We start from the raw sequence: 15,602 nt of genomic DNA, 5'->3' as shown, positions 1-15,602 counted from the left end.
CGCTCCTTTCTCTCATAGTGTTAATTATACCATCCTGCCAACTTACGATAAATTCTAATGCCAACGGCTCTTATTAACATGATCGTACATACTAGTGCTATTGCTTCTACATGGGTTAGGATAACTTACAAATCAGGCACACTCCATTTTAATAGCAGACCCGCATAGGTGAGGCCTCCCCCAAATCCATATAACAATACATGTTGTCCATACCGTAAACGTCCATCATCCAAACCACACTGCAAAGCCAACGGGATGGATGCCGCCGATGTATTACCATACAATTCTACGCTTGTCAGCGTTTTTTCCAAAGGTACTGTACTTCTTTCACATATGGACTCGATCATTCTCAAATTAGCACTATGAGGTACAAACCAGTCAAGATCCTCCTTCTTCATATTTGCCTTATCCAATAATCGTTCTATTCCCGTTGGAACAGAGCGAACAGCCCATTTATAAACCTCTCGTCCATTTTGAGCAATAAATCCATGGTCTTGCAGCTTCTCTCCATCCAAATGATCAGATAATCCCACACGGTAAAGATGTGCTCCCCCTTGCCCATAGGTACCTATATCTGAAGTTAAAAATGATCCTTCATCCTCGTCATATTCTACAAGTGCAACCCCTGCACCATCTCCAAAAAGTATACACGTCGTCCGATCCGTATAATCTGTAATTTTGGACAACGTTTCGGCTCCCGCTACCAGCACCTTACGATGCAGACCACTCGTAATAAGGCCATTTGCCAAATGAAGTCCATAGGAAAAACCTGCACATGCTGCACTAACATCTATTGACCCTGTGTTTGGAATATCAAAATGAGCCTGAATACGTGAAGCCGTGCTTGGAAAGTAGTAATCAGGTGTACTCGTCGCTACAATGATCATCTCAACATCGTTTATATTTACGTCATACAGGTTAATCATACGAGTAATAGCTTGTATACATAAATCAGATACATATTGATCTTCAGCCGCAATGCGTCTTTCATGCATACCCGTTCTCTGTACAATCCACTCGTTACTCGTATCCACAAGCTTCTCCAAGTCAGCGTTCGTCAAAATCCGTTCAGGTACATAAGTGCCAAAGGCCGTAAGCTTAGCTTTTGAATTCAACAATCTGATCACTCTCCTTTGTAATCCTTATTCATATTATAACACCAGATACTAATACCTGGTACTAAATTATTTTAAAACCGTCTTCTTATTTATTAGTTAATATCCACTTATCCAGTTGAACTTATAACAACCTCACTTTAAATAAAATTCCAGTGCTTTATAACGCAAAAAAGAGACCAAGATCTTCAGAAGATCTTGGTCTCTTTTGCCTGTTGCTTGGCGACGTCCTACTCTCCCAGGACCCTGCGGTCCAAGTACCATCGGCGCTGGAGGGCTTAACGGTCGTGTTCGGGATGGGTACGTGTGGAACCCCTCCGCTATCGCCACCAAACATGAATTTGCTGTGCAAATTCTACCTTCAAGGTTACACCCTGAAAACTGGATCCGAAACTTATTTGCGTTTTATTCTTTAGGATAAGCCCTCGACCGATTAGTATTGGTCAGCTCCATGCATTACTGCACTTCCACCCCCAACCTATCTACCTCGTCGTCTTCAAGGGGTCTTACATACTGGGAAATCTCATCTTGAGGGGGGCTTCACGCTTAGATGCTTTCAGCGCTTATCCCTTCCGTACATAGCTACCCAGCGGTGCTCCTGGCGGAACAACTGGTACACCAGCGGTACGTCCATCCCGGTCCTCTCGTACTAAGGACAGCTCCTCTCAAATTTCCTACGCCCACGACAGATAGGGACCGAACTGTCTCACGACGTTCTGAACCCAGCTCGCGTACCGCTTTAATGGGCGAACAGCCCAACCCTTGGGACCTACTTCAGCCCCAGGATGCGATGAGCCGACATCGAGGTGCCAAACCTCCCCGTCGATGTGGACTCTTGGGGGAGATAAGCCTGTTATCCCCAGGGTAGCTTTTATCCGTTGAGCGATGGCCCTTCCATGCGGTACCACCGGATCACTAAGCCCGACTTTCGTCCCTGCTCGACTTGTAGGTCTCGCAGTCAAGCTCCCTTCTGCCTTTGCACTCTTCGAATGATTTCCAACCATTCTGAGGGAACCTTGGGGCGCCTCCGTTACTCTTTAGGAGGCGACCGCCCCAGTCAAACTGCCCACCTGACACTGTCCTCGCACCGGGTCACGGTACCAAGTTAGAACCTAGATACGATCAGGGTGGTATCCCAAGGATGCCTCCTCTCAAGCTGGCGCTCAAGATTCAACGGCTCCCACCTATCCTGTACAGATCGTACCCAAATTCAATATCAAGCTGCAGTAAAGCTCCATGGGGTCTTTCCGTCTTGTCGCGGGTAACCTGCATCTTCACAGGTATTAAAATTTCACCGGATCTCTCGTTGAGACAGCGCCCAAGTCGTTACGCCATTCGTGCGGGTCAGAATTTACCTGACAAGGAATTTCGCTACCTTAGGACCGTTATAGTTACGGCCGCCGTTTACTGGGGCTTCGGTTCATAGCTTCGCTCTTGCGAGCTTACCACTCCCCTTAACCTTCCAGCACCGGGCAGGCGTCAGCCCGTATACTTCGCCTTGCGGCTTCGCACAGACCTGTGTTTTTGCTAAACAGTCGCTTGGGCCTTTTCACTGCGGCCCCCTCGGGCTATTCACCCTACCGAGGCACCCCTTCTCCCGAAGTTACGGGGTCATTTTGCCGAGTTCCTTAACGAGAGTTCTTCCGCGCGCCTTAGAATTCTCTTCTCGCCTACCTGTGTCGGTTTGCGGTACGGGCACCTTCTCCTGGCTAGAGGCTTTTCTTGGCAGTCTGAGATCATGACCTTCGCTACTATAATTTTCGCTCCCCATCACAGCCCAGCCTTACGATGTGCGGATTTGCCTACACACCAGCCTCACTGCTTAGACGGACATCCATCAGTCCGCGTCACTACCCTACTGCGTCACCCCATCGCTCATAACGGATTACGGTGGTACAGGAATTTCGACCTGTTGTCCTTCGACTACGCCTATCGGCCTCGCCTTAGGTCCCGACTTACCCTGAGCGGACGAACCTTCCTCAGGAACCCTTAGGCTTTCGGCGGATCTGATTCTCACAGATCTTTTCGTTACTCATACCGGCATTCTCACTTGAATGCAGTCCAGCGCTCCTTACGGTACACCTTCAACCCGCATTCAACGCTCCCCTACCCCTGATGCAAGCATCAAGCCATAGCTTCGGTGGTGTGTTTAGCCCCGTTACATTTTCGGCGCAGAGTCACTCGACCAGTGAGCTATTACGCACTCTTTCAATGGTGGCTGCTTCTAAGCCAACATCCTGGTTGTCTGTGCAACTCCACATCCTTTCCCACTTAACACACACTTGGGGACCTTAGCTGATGGTCTGGGCTGTTTCCCTTTCGACAATGGATCTTAGCACTCACTGTCTGACTCCCGGAACTAAATCTATGGCATTCGGAGTTTGACTGAGCTTGGTAACCCTTGCGGGCCCCGCACCCAATCAGTGCTCTACCTCCACGATTCTTCTTTCCGAGGCTAGCCCTAAAGCTATTTCGGGGAGAACCAGCTATCTCCGGGTTCGATTGGAATTTCTCCGCTACCCCACCTCATCCCGCATTTTTCAACATGCGTGGGTTCGGGCCTCCAGTGCGTGTTACCGCACCTTCACCCTGGACAGGGGTAGATCACCCGGTTTCGGGTCTACGTCCACGTACTCATTCGCCCTATTCAGACTCGCTTTCGCTGCGGCTTCAGCTCTTCACCTTAACCTTGCACGGGAACGTAACTCGCCGGTTCATTCTACAAAAGGCACGCCATCACCCATAGATCGGGCTCTGACTTCTTGTAAGCACACGGTTTCAGGATCTATTTCACTCCCCTTCCGGGGTGCTTTTCACCTTTCCCTCACGGTACTGCTTCACTATCGGTCGCCAGGGAGTATTTAGCCTTGGCAGATGGTCCTGCCGGATTCATACGGGGTTTCACGTGCCCCGCACTACTCGGGATCCGTCTCGGAGAGAACAAGTTTTGAACTACAGGGCTTTTACCTTCTCTGGCGGGCCTTTCCAGACCTCTTCATCTAACTGGTTCCTTTGTAACTCCGTGTGAGACGTCCCACAACCCCAAGGAGCAAGCTCCTTGGTTTGGGCTAATCCGCGTTCGCTCGCCGCTACTGACGGAATCACTATTGTTTTCTCTTCCTCAGGGTACTTAGATGTTTCAGTTCCCCTGGTCTGCCTCTATTCTGCCTATGTATTCAGCAGAAAGTGACTGTCGATGAAGACAGCCGGGTTTCCCCATTCGGACATCCCCGGATCAAAGCTTGCTTACAGCTCCCCGAGGCTTTATCGTTGTTCGCCACGTCCTTCGTCGGCTCCTGGCGCCTAGGCATCCTCCGTGTGCTCTTTGTAGCTTAACCTAGACTTTTCTTTCAAAGAAAGAAAATGTCGATGTTCGATAAAGAATGATTTTTGCCAAAGGCAAAAGATCTTTCCTTACCTGCTACCTTTATTTCACTTGTTTACACAAGATCAGCTTAAAGGAATATTCTAAAACGCAATTTCGTTTCGGTATCCAGTTTTCAAGGTGCAATACAGTTTCATCGAAACTGTAGCCTGTGTGAATATCGGTCTAACTCAACCGAGTAGATGATATTCATGCAGTATGTTGAGAGTTTGAACTCTCAAAACTGAGCAACGAGTGAGTAGTTTTTGAAGCATACGCTTCATATTTGAATGTTTCCGCTCTCCGGAAACGATTCTCCATAGAAAGGAGGTGATCCAGCCGCACCTTCCGATACGGCTACCTTGTTACGACTTCACCCCAATCATCTACCCCACCTTCGGCGGCTGGCTCCCTTGCGGGTTACCCCACCGACTTCGGGTGTTGTAAACTCTCGTGGTGTGACGGGCGGTGTGTACAAGACCCGGGAACGTATTCACCGCGGCATGCTGATCCGCGATTACTAGCAATTCCGACTTCATGTAGGCGAGTTGCAGCCTACAATCCGAACTGAGACCGGCTTTTCTAGGATTGGCTCCACCTCGCGATTTCGCTTCCCGTTGTACCGGCCATTGTAGTACGTGTGTAGCCCAGGTCATAAGGGGCATGATGATTTGACGTCATCCCCACCTTCCTCCGGTTTGTCACCGGCAGTCTGCTTAGAGTGCCCAGCTTGACCTGCTGGCAACTAAGCATAAGGGTTGCGCTCGTTGCGGGACTTAACCCAACATCTCACGACACGAGCTGACGACAACCATGCACCACCTGTCTCCTCTGTCCCGAAGGAAAGGCCTATCTCTAGACCGGTCAGAGGGATGTCAAGACCTGGTAAGGTTCTTCGCGTTGCTTCGAATTAAACCACATACTCCACTGCTTGTGCGGGTCCCCGTCAATTCCTTTGAGTTTCAGTCTTGCGACCGTACTCCCCAGGCGGAATGCTTAATGTGTTAACTTCGGCACCAAGGGTATCGAAACCCCTAACACCTAGCATTCATCGTTTACGGCGTGGACTACCAGGGTATCTAATCCTGTTTGCTCCCCACGCTTTCGCGCCTCAGCGTCAGTTACAGCCCAGAGAGTCGCCTTCGCCACTGGTGTTCCTCCACATCTCTACGCATTTCACCGCTACACGTGGAATTCCACTCTCCTCTTCTGCACTCAAGCTCTCCAGTTTCCAGTGCGACCCGAAGTTGAGCCTCGGGATTAAACACCAGACTTAAAGAGCCGCCTGCGCGCGCTTTACGCCCAATAATTCCGGACAACGCTTGCCCCCTACGTATTACCGCGGCTGCTGGCACGTAGTTAGCCGGGGCTTTCTTCTCAGGTACCGTCACTCTTGTAGCAGTTACTCTACAAGACGTTCTTCCCTGGCAACAGAGCTTTACGATCCGAAAACCTTCATCACTCACGCGGCGTTGCTCCGTCAGGCTTTCGCCCATTGCGGAAGATTCCCTACTGCTGCCTCCCGTAGGAGTCTGGGCCGTGTCTCAGTCCCAGTGTGGCCGATCACCCTCTCAGGTCGGCTACGCATCGTCGCCTTGGTAGGCCTTTACCCCACCAACTAGCTAATGCGCCGCAGGCCCATCCACAAGTGACAGATTGCTCCGTCTTTCCTCCTTCTCCCATGCAGGAAAAGGATGTATCGGGTATTAGCTACCGTTTCCGGTAGTTATCCCTGTCTTGTGGGCAGGTTGCCTACGTGTTACTCACCCGTCCGCCGCTAGGTTATATAGAAGCAAGCTTCTATATAACCCCGCTCGACTTGCATGTATTAGGCACGCCGCCAGCGTTCGTCCTGAGCCAGGATCAAACTCTCCATTAAAGACCAACCGAAGCTGGTTTATAGAAAGAGCGATAAGCTCATGTTGAAACTGACGAGATAATAATATCTCTTGTTTGATTTTGCGAACAAAATCATTTTACTCACTCGTTGTTCAGTTTTCAAAGATCAAATATTCTTTTCTTATTGATTCAGCTCGTCGCCTCATCAACTCTTATATCATATCATGTCCGAACCAACTTTGCAAGCATTTTTTGAAATCTTTTTTGTAATACTCGCTCGCAACATTGTATTTCTTGGCCGGAATTAGAATATACCATATACATATCCTTTTTGCAAGCATTTATTAGATAAGGTTTCACAATACTTTATTATTATTCGTTTTCCTTCTATATAATAGCTCCTTTGTATCTATCTGCGTCTAACTACAAAAAAAAGAACCTCTTCCCTTAAGCAACAGGAAAGAGGTTCTGTGTTCTATATCTACTGATTATTCGGAGCCCATAAAGGCAAAGCGGATCACTACAATAATAGCAAGCACCCACATGAGCCAGTGAATTTTAACTTTATTGCTGGTAAACAGGTTACTAAACACAGCCAGCACAACGTAAGACAGAATACCAGCAGAGATACCATTCGCGATTCCACCTGTGAAAGGCATCAGCACGATGGTCAAAAATGCAGGAAACGCCAACAGGAAGTTGTCCCAGTCGATATTGCGAACCTGACTCATCATTAGGACCCCAACGATAATGAGAGCTGGAGCAGTAGCGGCAGAAGGCACAACCAGAGCCAACGGTGCAATAAACAGGGCCAACAAGAACAGAACACCTGTCGTTACAGCAGTCAGTCCGGTACGTCCGCCTTCCTCTACCCCTGCGGAGCTTTCTACGAATGCTGTAATCGTACTTGTACCCAATACTGCACCAGTACTTACCCCAACTGCATCCACCAGCATCGCTTTACCGATAATTTTCTCGCCTTTTTTCTTATCTTTCATTATACCCGCGCGCGTAGCCGTACCTACCAAGGTACCGAACGTATCAAACAACTCTACAAATGTGAAGATGAAAATGATATCAAATAGACCGATATGCAAAGCTGCTTTCAAGTCTAACTGACCTACAGCCAAATTACTGAAATCAGGAATCCAGTTGCCTGTTGTCAAGCTACTCAGATTTGTTACTCCCATCGGAATACCGATTAATGTAGTAGCTACGATCCCAATCAGCAATGCACCTTTGACCCGAACGACCATCAGTGCTGCGATAATAAGCAATCCGATTAGCGCCAGCAGTGCATCCTTTTGATGTACCAGACTTCCCAGAATCAAATTAAAAGCATGGCCCGGAATCGGTTGACCAACATCTGTCCCTGGAACGATGCTCACCATAACCAGATTACAAAGCTTGAAGCCGACAATCGTAATAAACAAACCGATACCCACCGTAATGGCTGTCTTTAAATTTTCCGGAACTGCAACAAGCAGCATCTGTCTTACTCGTGTCACGGTTAAAATCAGAAAGACGATACCGGATATAAATACAGCGCCAAGTGCCGCTTGCCAAGTAATCATGCCATTGGAACTCAGGACTACAGTCATAAAATAAGCATTCAAGCCCATACCCGGCGCCATGCCGATCGGCACATTAACGAATAGCCCCATCAGTATGGTAACCAAACCTGCACCTACCGCCGTCGCAAAAAAGACAGCTTCACTGGGCATACCTGCTCCAGTCGGACCTAAAAAGGTATTGTTGACCACCAGAATATAAGCCATGGTCATAAAAGTAGTAATCCCCGCAATAATCTCTGTGCGGACGTTCGTGCCATGTTCCTTTAATTTAAAGAAACGCTCCATGAGTCGTAATTCCTCCTACGCAAAGCATACTCGTATTGTTGTCGTTCGTTTGAAGTAATATTCGCATTCATATGCGCTATATTATTACATTCGTTATTTTAGGCTCTCACCTACTGCTTGTCAACAGAAAAAGCGAATGTTACAAATTGAACACATATGTATTGTTCGGAAAACAGAAAACCCGCAAGCTATTATGCAGCTGACGGGTTATCATTTAGAGGAATCAGATATTTTTGTACTTATCAAAGGCATTCGCTGAGTCCGGTATATTTTTCAGATAAACGATAGATCATAGTAGTGAAAATAATCTTCTAAAATCTTCATCGTGCAATTCCTTTCATGCTGTATATGTGTATGCGTCCTTATGAGAAGGTTATTGCAATTTTACCAACAGCGTGGTGGGTTTCGCTTAAAGCGTGTGCGTCATACAAACCTTTTTGTGAAAAAGGAAACGTAGCTCCTACTACCGATCTTACTTTCTTTTGCTCCAACAGATCGGCAATTTCCTGTAGTTGCTGTCCGTTGGGCTCCAGCCATATATTTTGGGCTGTTACGTTGTACTCCTTCACCAACTCTTCGTCAAAATTGCTGACAATGGATATGATCCGTCCGGTATCCTTTTTCACTACCTTAAAGCTGTTTTTCTGAACATCCCCACCCATCGTATCGAACACCACGTCCACATCAGATAAAACTTCCTCAAAACGAGTTGTACGATAGTCAATGATTTGGTCGGCTCCCAATGAAGCAAGCAATTCATGATTACGCTCACTGGCTGTAGTAATGACATAGGCTCCGGCCTGTTTGGCAAACTGGATAGCAAACATACCTACGCCACCTGCACCTGCGTGGATTAATACTTTTTCCCCTTTGGTCAGTTGACCATGTGTAAAGAGCGCCTGCCAAGCAGTCAACCCCGCCAAAGGTACAGAAGCGGCTTCCTCCCAAGAAATTGATGCGGGTTTACGTGCCAGCAGATGATCATCCACCAAGGTATACTCGGCATAAGTACCGAATCGGGTGGTGTCCGGACGTGCAAACACTTCATCTCCCACTTTCCAATCGGTGACCTCGCTGCCTACTTCCGAAATAGTACCGGCTACATCCCAGCCTAAAATAATCGGGAACTCCCAATCCATCATTTGTTTTAAGTAACCTTCACGCAGCTTCCAGTCAATTGGATTGATGGAGGTAGCCGCCACTTTGACTGCAACCTGGTGAGCCTGTGGTGTAGGAGTAGGCACTTCTCTTTCTTTCAATTCATCCTTGCTTCCATACTGATCTATAACGATGGCTTTCATATTCATTTCCTCCTCGCACATTTACATATTCTTCACATTGCTAGACATACGCTGTAGCACATCTGTAAAAACCACAATTTCCTCATCTGTAAACTTACATAGCAGCTTTTCCTGAAAGGCTTGTCTTTGCTCTGACAAAACTTGCAGCTCTTGAACCCCTAATTCGGTCAAACGTATATAGGTCACACGCTTATCCTGCTCTTTTTTACTACGAAAAATCAGACCTTCCTCTTCCAGCCTTCTCAGATGTCGGGTCACTGCTGCACCATCCAGAACGAGCAGATGTTGGAGCTCCAGCTGACTTAGTTCCTGACGATGATCAATATGATACAAAATTTCGACCTTGGTAAAACTGGTTTTTAATTGTGCTTCAAAAGCGTTATTCATTTCTTTACACAAAAGATGCATGCGATAAAACAACTGGCTTCTTTCAGAGCAATGTTCGATGACAAACCCTCCTTCTAATGCTTGACCCATCAATTGATATATCAAGTATTATACACGCTCACTAAAAATATACAAGTCCTGAGACAAGTCTATATATACAAATCCTACAATCACAAAAAAATGCTCAAGCTAAACAAATAGCCTGAGCATTCTAGAACTTGTAGTTAGTAGGGTCATTCAATAAAACGATGAAATGGTCCAAATTACAGTGTATTCATAAATCCGATAATACGGGCCGCCATCCGCTCGTGGCCTGCCTGATTCGGGTGCAGGCCGTCAGGAACACCATTTTCCCCTGTAAAGTACATTTGTTTATGTACAGGCAATAGTGGTTGAATTCCGGTGATATTCCACAGATCGCAGCACGGGAAAGAATAAAGTGAGGCCACTTCTCTCACAGCCTGTGCATACGCGCTATAGACTTGACCAGTAATGGCATTAGGCAGATGCTCAGGAACCGTATCACTTGATCCGTGAGGCGGAGTCAAAAAGACGATCAGCTTGTCCGGATAACGGTTAATTAATCCTTCGGCAATATGCTTGAGCGCACCATAAAACGTACGCGTTTCTGTCGATGGCGTATCCAAGCTACCGAACGGTATTTCTCCCATCGAAAAATCGTTTCTTCCCCCCATAAAAAAGATTACGTCCGCGTGAGGGTTCATTTTCTCATAACGCTCACACATCGGTTCAAAACCGCCGCTGGCTACACTGCTGCCGGATATGCCGTGATTCTCAAAGGTTAGGAATCCCAGTGCGCCGCTCACAAGGTGGGGGTAAGGCTTTTCTTCATCACGCAATTCATATCCAAACGTAATACTATCGCCCAGAAATACAGCATGGCTGCCTTGGTATTTGCCTTGATTGATTGTCATTCGATGTCTCTCCTATCTATTAGATCGTATTGTTGATTTCGATAAATTTATGTTCAATCGCTGTCATTTCGTGATTTGGACGAGATATTAAATATGTATCCATGTAGCCGATGGTTGGGGGAGTGGGCAAATAGGATGTTACTTTGAATTGCCGCGCAAGCCTTTTAGACATAAGGGTGATTCCCATTCCCATCAAGGCAAATTCCACCATCGTATCAAACACACCGACCTCCACAACCTCGCCATGGGTCAATTGCATGTCCTGATACATCTTCTTTAAATGCGTTAGGTACAGGCAGCCATCCGACAATATGATAATAGAGGCTCCTTGCAGCACCTGTTTGAGGTCTGAGCCTTCATGTATGCCTTTCCCCACCAGCACCAACTCTTCACGGCATATTTTTTGATAATGAATATACGGGTTGGTGGGATACCCTGTGACAAAAGCAATATCGAGCTCGCCGTCGAGGATCAATCGCTCCATTTCCGTGGTGGTTCCGGTTTTTAATGTAACCGAGGCCTGCGGGTACAGCTCGTATACCTTCGTAAGCGCCCTTGTTGTTTCCCCCGCAACAATGGACTGCATCGTACCGATGCGCAGCTTTTCCTCCTGCGGTCTCATTTTCATCTCCGTGTCTTGCCACAGCAACAACATTTGCTTGAACTGAGCATATAGGATTTCTCCTGCAGGTGTCAGCTCCATACCACGGGGCTTTCGGTAAAATAACGCTGTGCCGTAATGGGCCTCCAGCTTCTTTATTTTGGCCGTCATATTCGATTGCAGGTGATTCAACTTTTGAGCTGCTTCTGTCAGGCTTCTCAGCTCTGCCACCGAAACAAATGCCTGCATATTTTCAATATCCATCTCTTCATCTCCCATCAAATAAAATGATATCTATATCATAAACAAGCATTATTATTTATGAGTTAAATGTATTATATTGGCCTTGGATGCTATTTTCCACCCTCATTTTAAAAATCAGGAGGTATGGCAACATGGTCAAAAAGAAGATTCGTGTAGGTATCGTAGGAGGTTCGATGAATAATAAATGGGCCAGTCAAACACATATTCCGGCTTTGCTCAAGCACTTGAACCTGGATATCACTGCCGTCGGTACCTCTCGTATGGAGAGTGCGCGACGAAGCGCAGAAGAAGTAGGCGCGGCACTGGCTTTTGATGATGCCAAAAAGCTCGCAGCTTCCGAGGATGTGGATATGGTCGTGGTGAGCATAAAAGTTCCACATCATTACGAGGCGGTGATGGCGGCAATTCAAGAGAGAAAGCATATTTTTTGTGAATGGCCCTTGGGGGCAAACACTGCGGAAGCTGCTGAAATGGCCAAGGCGGCGGAATTGGCAGGCATTCATCATAGCGTCGGCTTGCAGGCACGGCAGGATCTTGAAGTGCAAACGATGAAAAAACTCGTAGAGGGCGGAGAGATTGGTGAAATTATATCCTGTCATATGCAAGTAGCTACTCCCGGCAAAGGAGGACAAGTAAATCAGGACACTGCTTATTTGCTGAATAGAGCCAATGGGGCTAATCTGCTCACGATTAATGGCGGGCATTCCCTGGATGCGCTGCAATACATCGTTGGCGAATTCCGCGAGCTATCGGCCATCACATCATCCCGCTATAACGAAGCCACTATTCAGGAAACGGGTGAAGTCATTTCCAAGGATACAGCCGATCAGATTCTGATTCACGGGCTGTTGGAAAAAGGAGTACCAGTATCCGTTCACATTCAAGGTGGAGTAAATTCTAAGTTTGAGATAGAGATTCAGGGGAAAAAGGGCATTTTGCGTTTGACACAGAATCCTTCGCTTGGGCATGTTCAATTTGGGAATCTAACGCTCGAAAAACTTGTGTACGATCCAAGCAGTACGCAGAGTCATGGTCCTAATGGCGCTTTTGAACAAATAAGTATAACTAGAGAGCCTAATACAAGCCTGGATTTCCCAAAACAAGGGGTAACCCTGAATGTAGCCAAGGCTCATTATGTTTTTGCCGAGGATATTTTGACACACACCCGTCTCGCTCCCGATTTCAACCATGCCTTAAAGCTGCATCAGCTACTGGACCGCATTGAGGAATCGGCTGCAACTGGGAAAAAGATCGTATGGTAAGGTAGAATTATAAAAAAAGAACCTTCAACCCCACGATAGATGTGGAGTTAAAGGTTCTTTATATTGTGCTGCCTTTTTAATGAAGTCATGTGTTCTCCACTTTTATCCTGTCACCTTCAACCAAAATAACTTCCGCGTTGCTGATTGGATATAAATTTAATTGGCTGCCATATTCCTCAATGATGTTCTCCACCGCTTTTTTAAACGGAATGTTCGTATGATGGGGGACTGGATAGAATTCAATGACCCCTAGTGCAGCAAAGGAATCTAATGCAGGGGCCTCCTGCACATCGTCCATAAGTTGAACATATTCGATATTCGGTGATAAAATCAACGAACCGGCAGATTCGCCTATATACAATTTCCCTGCATTAACTTCTTCAGCAATGATTTTGTCAGCCCCAGTTCTTTTTAACTCTTGAAGTAAATAAAATGTGTTGCCTCCGGTAATATAAATATAGTCATTCCCTCTAATTTTACTCGCTATTTCATCCCAGGTTGCTGTGCTTATTTCGATTTCATCCACGACTAATCCTAAACTCTCTAATGCTTTTTTTCCTGATTCCACATAAAACTTAACTTTCTCTGGAATACTTGCGGTTGGGATGAAGGTGACTTTTTTTCCTTCCAAGTTTTCACCGGCGAAATGGACTAACCATGGTGCAACATCCTTAAATGAGGACGACAAAAATAATTTTTTCATCTCTTTATTCTCCTTAGAACAGCGTTTAATGAAACGGGATATGTAACACTTTATTCTAGGTATATTATAAAATATATTAGTATCAAAACATGACACCATTGGAGGATAACATAAAAAAGCTTGAAGCTGATAAAGTCATATAAAAAAAGGAGACATTATTATTGAATACTATCTCCTCTTTTTCAACCTCATATCCGTTGAAAATAACTGGGGTTTCTTGATTTTGACCCATAAAAATACTCTCTTCCCCGCTCTCATTTTGGAGTGGGAGCAGATGTTCGACCTTGATCCGTAAAAAAGACTCCTGCCGCACAGCGATATTTCGGCCGATGCGGAGGAGTCCTGATGTTGTATTGGTGAATCTCAAAAGGTTTGTGATTACAGGGCGGGAGTTCCCACGTTTATTCCCACTCAATCGTTGCTGGTGGTTTGGAGGTGATATCGTACACGATGCGATTCACGTTATCCACTTCGTTTACGATACGTACCGAAATTTTCTCCAGCACATCCCAAGGGATACGCGCCCAGTCGGCGGTCATACCGTCGATGGAGGTTACTGCACGAATACCTACAGTGTAAGAATACGTACGAGCATCGCCCATAACGCCAACACTCTTCATATTCGGCAAAGCGGTGAAGTATTGCCAGATTTCCCGGTCCAGACCGGCTTTAGCAATCTCCTCGCGCAAAATGTAATCCGACTCACGAACAATCGTTAGCTTGTCCTCTGTCACTTCACCCAGCACACGAATGGCAAGACCAGGACCTGGGAATGGTTGACGCCATACAATCTCAGCTGGCAGTCCACATTCTTCGCCGACTTTACGCACTTCGTCCTTGAACAGAGCATTCAACGGCTCGATCAGCTTGAACTTCATGTTCTCTGGCAAACCACCCACATTATGATGGGATTTAATGGTCTGTGCCGTTGCTGTTCCGCTCTCTACAATATCCGTATATAGCGTACCTTGTGCCAGGAAAGTAAAATCGTCAAATTGAGAAGATTCTTCCTCGAACACATAGATAAACTCGTTACCGATGATTTTACGTTTTTGTTCTGGATCATCGACTCCTGCCAGCTTGGACAAGAAGCGCTCACGTGCGTCAATTTTGACAACTTTCATATCAAATTTACCAACGAACGTCTCCATTACACTTTCGGCTTCACCTTTGCGCAGCAATCCATGGTCAATGAACATACACGTCAGTTGGTCACCGATCGCTTTGTGAATGAGCATCGCTACAACGGAAGAATCCACGCCACCGCTTAAGGCACACAATACTTTCTTGTCGCCTACCTGTTGACGAATCTCACGAATCTGATCTTCGATGAACGACTCCATGGTCCAGTTGCCTTCACAACCGCACACTTCATAAAGGAAGTTGCTGATCATCTCGTTACCTTGAACGGAATGACGTACCTCTGGATGGAATTGCACCGCATACAGATTCCGCTCCAGGTTACTCATCGCGGCAATCGGCGCACTCTCTGTTCCTGCATCCAGTGTAAAGCCAGTCGGCAGGTCTGTAACGTGATCCCCATGGCTCATCCATACGGTTTGACGAGAATCCAATCCTTTAGCCAAGCGAGCATCCTGATTGAATTGCACGTCTGCTTTGCCATACTCACGCTTGCCCGCACGTTCTACCTTACCATCCAGTTGGTGAGCCATCAGCTGCATGCCATAACAAATACCAAAGATAGGAATGCCAAGATCATAAATTGCCCGATCCACCTGAGGAGCATTGTCTGTATATACGCTGGAAGGTCCGCCTGAGAAAACAATCCCTTTTGGCGCCAGCTCTCTCAGCTTCTCCGCAGGCGTATTGTATGGAAGGAGCTCGCTATATACGCCGAGATCCCGAATTCTTCTTGCGATTAACTGGTTGTATTGTCCTCCAAAATCAAGAACTACAACGATTTCATTAGGCTTATTCATTACCGTGCCTCCCTCAATTGTTCGTTTCATTA

The 15,602-nt window shown here is 46.6% G+C and carries 9 protein-coding genes and 3 rRNA genes; 1 reads left to right on the top strand and 11 read right to left on the bottom strand.

The annotated features are described in order from the left end of the window. Positions 1–125: 125 nt before the first annotated feature. From AOU00_RS16540 to AOU00_RS16500, 9 genes are all read right to left on the bottom strand, one after another. Complete coding sequence (locus tag AOU00_RS16540) at positions 126–1,118, bottom strand: ketoacyl-ACP synthase III (RefSeq protein WP_069291114.1); 993 nt, start codon at positions 1,116–1,118, stop codon at positions 126–128. Positions 1,119–1,332: 214 nt separating this feature from the next. Further along, positions 1,333–1,449: ribosomal RNA gene (gene rrf, locus AOU00_RS16535) — 5S ribosomal RNA — on the bottom strand. Positions 1,450–1,528: 79 nt separating this feature from the next. Beyond that, a 23S ribosomal RNA gene (locus AOU00_RS16530) occupies positions 1,529–4,453 on the bottom strand. Between the two features lie 349 nt (positions 4,454–4,802). Then, positions 4,803–6,358: ribosomal RNA gene (locus AOU00_RS16525) — 16S ribosomal RNA — on the bottom strand. The 16S, 23S and 5S rRNA genes sit together here, the layout of an rRNA operon. Before the next feature lie 448 nt (positions 6,359–6,806). Next, positions 6,807–8,177: an NCS2 family permease gene (locus AOU00_RS16520; RefSeq protein ID WP_061831563.1), complete on the bottom strand. Its 1,371-nt coding sequence runs from the start codon at positions 8,175–8,177 to the stop codon at positions 6,807–6,809. A gap of 362 nt (positions 8,178–8,539) precedes the next feature. After that, positions 8,540–9,478, bottom strand: a complete 939-nt coding sequence (locus AOU00_RS16515; RefSeq protein ID WP_061831562.1) for an NADP-dependent oxidoreductase — start codon at positions 9,476–9,478, stop codon at positions 8,540–8,542. A 21-nt stretch (positions 9,479–9,499) separates the two neighbouring features. Further along, the gene (locus tag AOU00_RS16510; protein ID WP_061831561.1) at positions 9,500–9,970 is read right to left on the bottom strand and encodes a MarR family winged helix-turn-helix transcriptional regulator; all 471 of its coding nucleotides are present in this window, start codon (positions 9,968–9,970) and stop codon (positions 9,500–9,502) included. 158 nt (positions 9,971–10,128) lie between these two features. Next, the gene (locus tag AOU00_RS16505; protein ID WP_061831560.1) at positions 10,129–10,800 is read right to left on the bottom strand and encodes an SGNH/GDSL hydrolase family protein; all 672 of its coding nucleotides are present in this window, start codon (positions 10,798–10,800) and stop codon (positions 10,129–10,131) included. Positions 10,801–10,819: 19 nt separating this feature from the next. Beyond that, positions 10,820–11,665, bottom strand: a complete 846-nt coding sequence (locus tag AOU00_RS16500) for a LysR family transcriptional regulator (protein ID WP_061831559.1) — start codon at positions 11,663–11,665, stop codon at positions 10,820–10,822. A 131-nt stretch (positions 11,666–11,796) separates the two neighbouring features. Here AOU00_RS16500 and AOU00_RS16495 point away from each other — a divergent pair, with 131 nt between their 5' ends. Beyond that, positions 11,797–12,927, top strand: a complete 1,131-nt coding sequence (locus AOU00_RS16495) for a Gfo/Idh/MocA family protein (protein WP_061831558.1) — start codon at positions 11,797–11,799, stop codon at positions 12,925–12,927. Between the two features lie 85 nt (positions 12,928–13,012). Here AOU00_RS16495 and AOU00_RS16490 read toward each other — a convergent pair whose 3' ends face one another. Both AOU00_RS16490 and guaA read right to left on the bottom strand, forming a co-directional pair. Further along, positions 13,013–13,630 carry a peptidase E gene (locus AOU00_RS16490; protein WP_061831557.1) on the bottom strand — a complete coding sequence of 206 codons (618 nt, stop codon included), beginning with the start codon at positions 13,628–13,630 and terminating at the stop codon, positions 13,013–13,015. 401 nt (positions 13,631–14,031) lie between these two features. Continuing rightward, positions 14,032–15,570, bottom strand: coding sequence for a glutamine-hydrolyzing GMP synthase (gene guaA, locus AOU00_RS16485; RefSeq protein WP_013308777.1), 1,539 nt, complete (start codon positions 15,568–15,570; stop codon positions 14,032–14,034). Positions 15,571–15,602 lie beyond the last annotated feature (32 nt).

Source organism: Paenibacillus polymyxa (genome assembly GCF_001719045.1).
Classification (GTDB): Bacteria; Bacillota; Bacilli; order Paenibacillales; family Paenibacillaceae; genus Paenibacillus; species Paenibacillus polymyxa_B.
The sequence above is the reverse complement of the archived record's forward strand: the minus strand, read 5'-3'. Positions and strand labels throughout refer to the sequence as shown.